This window comes from Niallia yueguangensis, assembly GCF_052663115.1.
The window spans coordinates 1-747 of sequence record NZ_JBQTCX010000059.1 but is presented as its reverse complement, the minus strand read 5'-3'; the positions used below and the strand labels follow the sequence as shown (position 1 = coordinate 747).

2 tRNA genes and 1 rRNA gene are annotated in these 747 nt (G+C 45.2%); all 3 read left to right on the top strand.

The window, feature by feature from the left end:
- Nucleotides 1-93 (top strand): 16S ribosomal RNA (locus ACTYA4_RS22085); the annotation flags it as partial.
- A gap of 255 nt (nucleotides 94-348) precedes the next feature.
- Nucleotides 349-425 (top strand) — tRNA-Ile (locus ACTYA4_RS22080).
- Between the two features lie 25 nt (nucleotides 426-450).
- Nucleotides 451-526 (top strand) — tRNA-Ala (locus ACTYA4_RS22075).
- Nucleotides 527-747: the final 221 nt, after the last annotated feature.

The window sequence follows — 747 nt, the reverse complement described above, 5'->3', positions numbered from 1 at the left end:
ATTTGGAGCCAGCCGCCTAAGGTGGGATAGATGATTGGGGTGAAGTCGTAACAAGGTAGCCGTATCGGAAGGTGCGGCTGGATCACCTCCTTTCTAAGGAAAATGGAATTTATATTCCATCACAGATTGTTGACGAGTTTGTTGTTCAGTTTTGAGGGAGCAATTCTTCAGGATAAATAGGGTAAAAGAGATATGAAGTTTATCTTTATCCGAAACCAAGGGTAAGGAGTAGCGAGTAGATCAAGGAAACGACCGAACGAGCACCGGAGCGTACAACTGTACGTGAGGAGCGGAGAGAGGAAGTTGACGCAGAGATACGAAGCTAATCGTTAGCCGATTTATAATGAAGGGCCTATAGCTCAGCTGGTTAGAGCGCACGCCTGATAAGCGTGAGGTCGATGGTTCGAGTCCATTTAGGCCCACCATATTTTAATTAAATAAAACCCTTACGGGGCCTTAGCTCAGCTGGGAGAGCGCCTGCCTTGCACGCAGGAGGTCAGCGGTTCGATCCCGCTAGGCTCCACCAAACGAATTTATCGTTTCTTTTTTGTTCTTTGAAAACTAAATCATAATATGAAGAAACCAAGAATAAACCGAGTAATCGCCATCTTAGATTCTCTATTTAAAGTAGATAGTAGTAAAATACCATCTACCTAATAGCAGAAAACATGAGAGCAATGAGAAGCGAGTAGGTCAAGGAAGCGACCGAACGAGCACCGGAGCGTACGATAGTACGTGAGGAGCAGA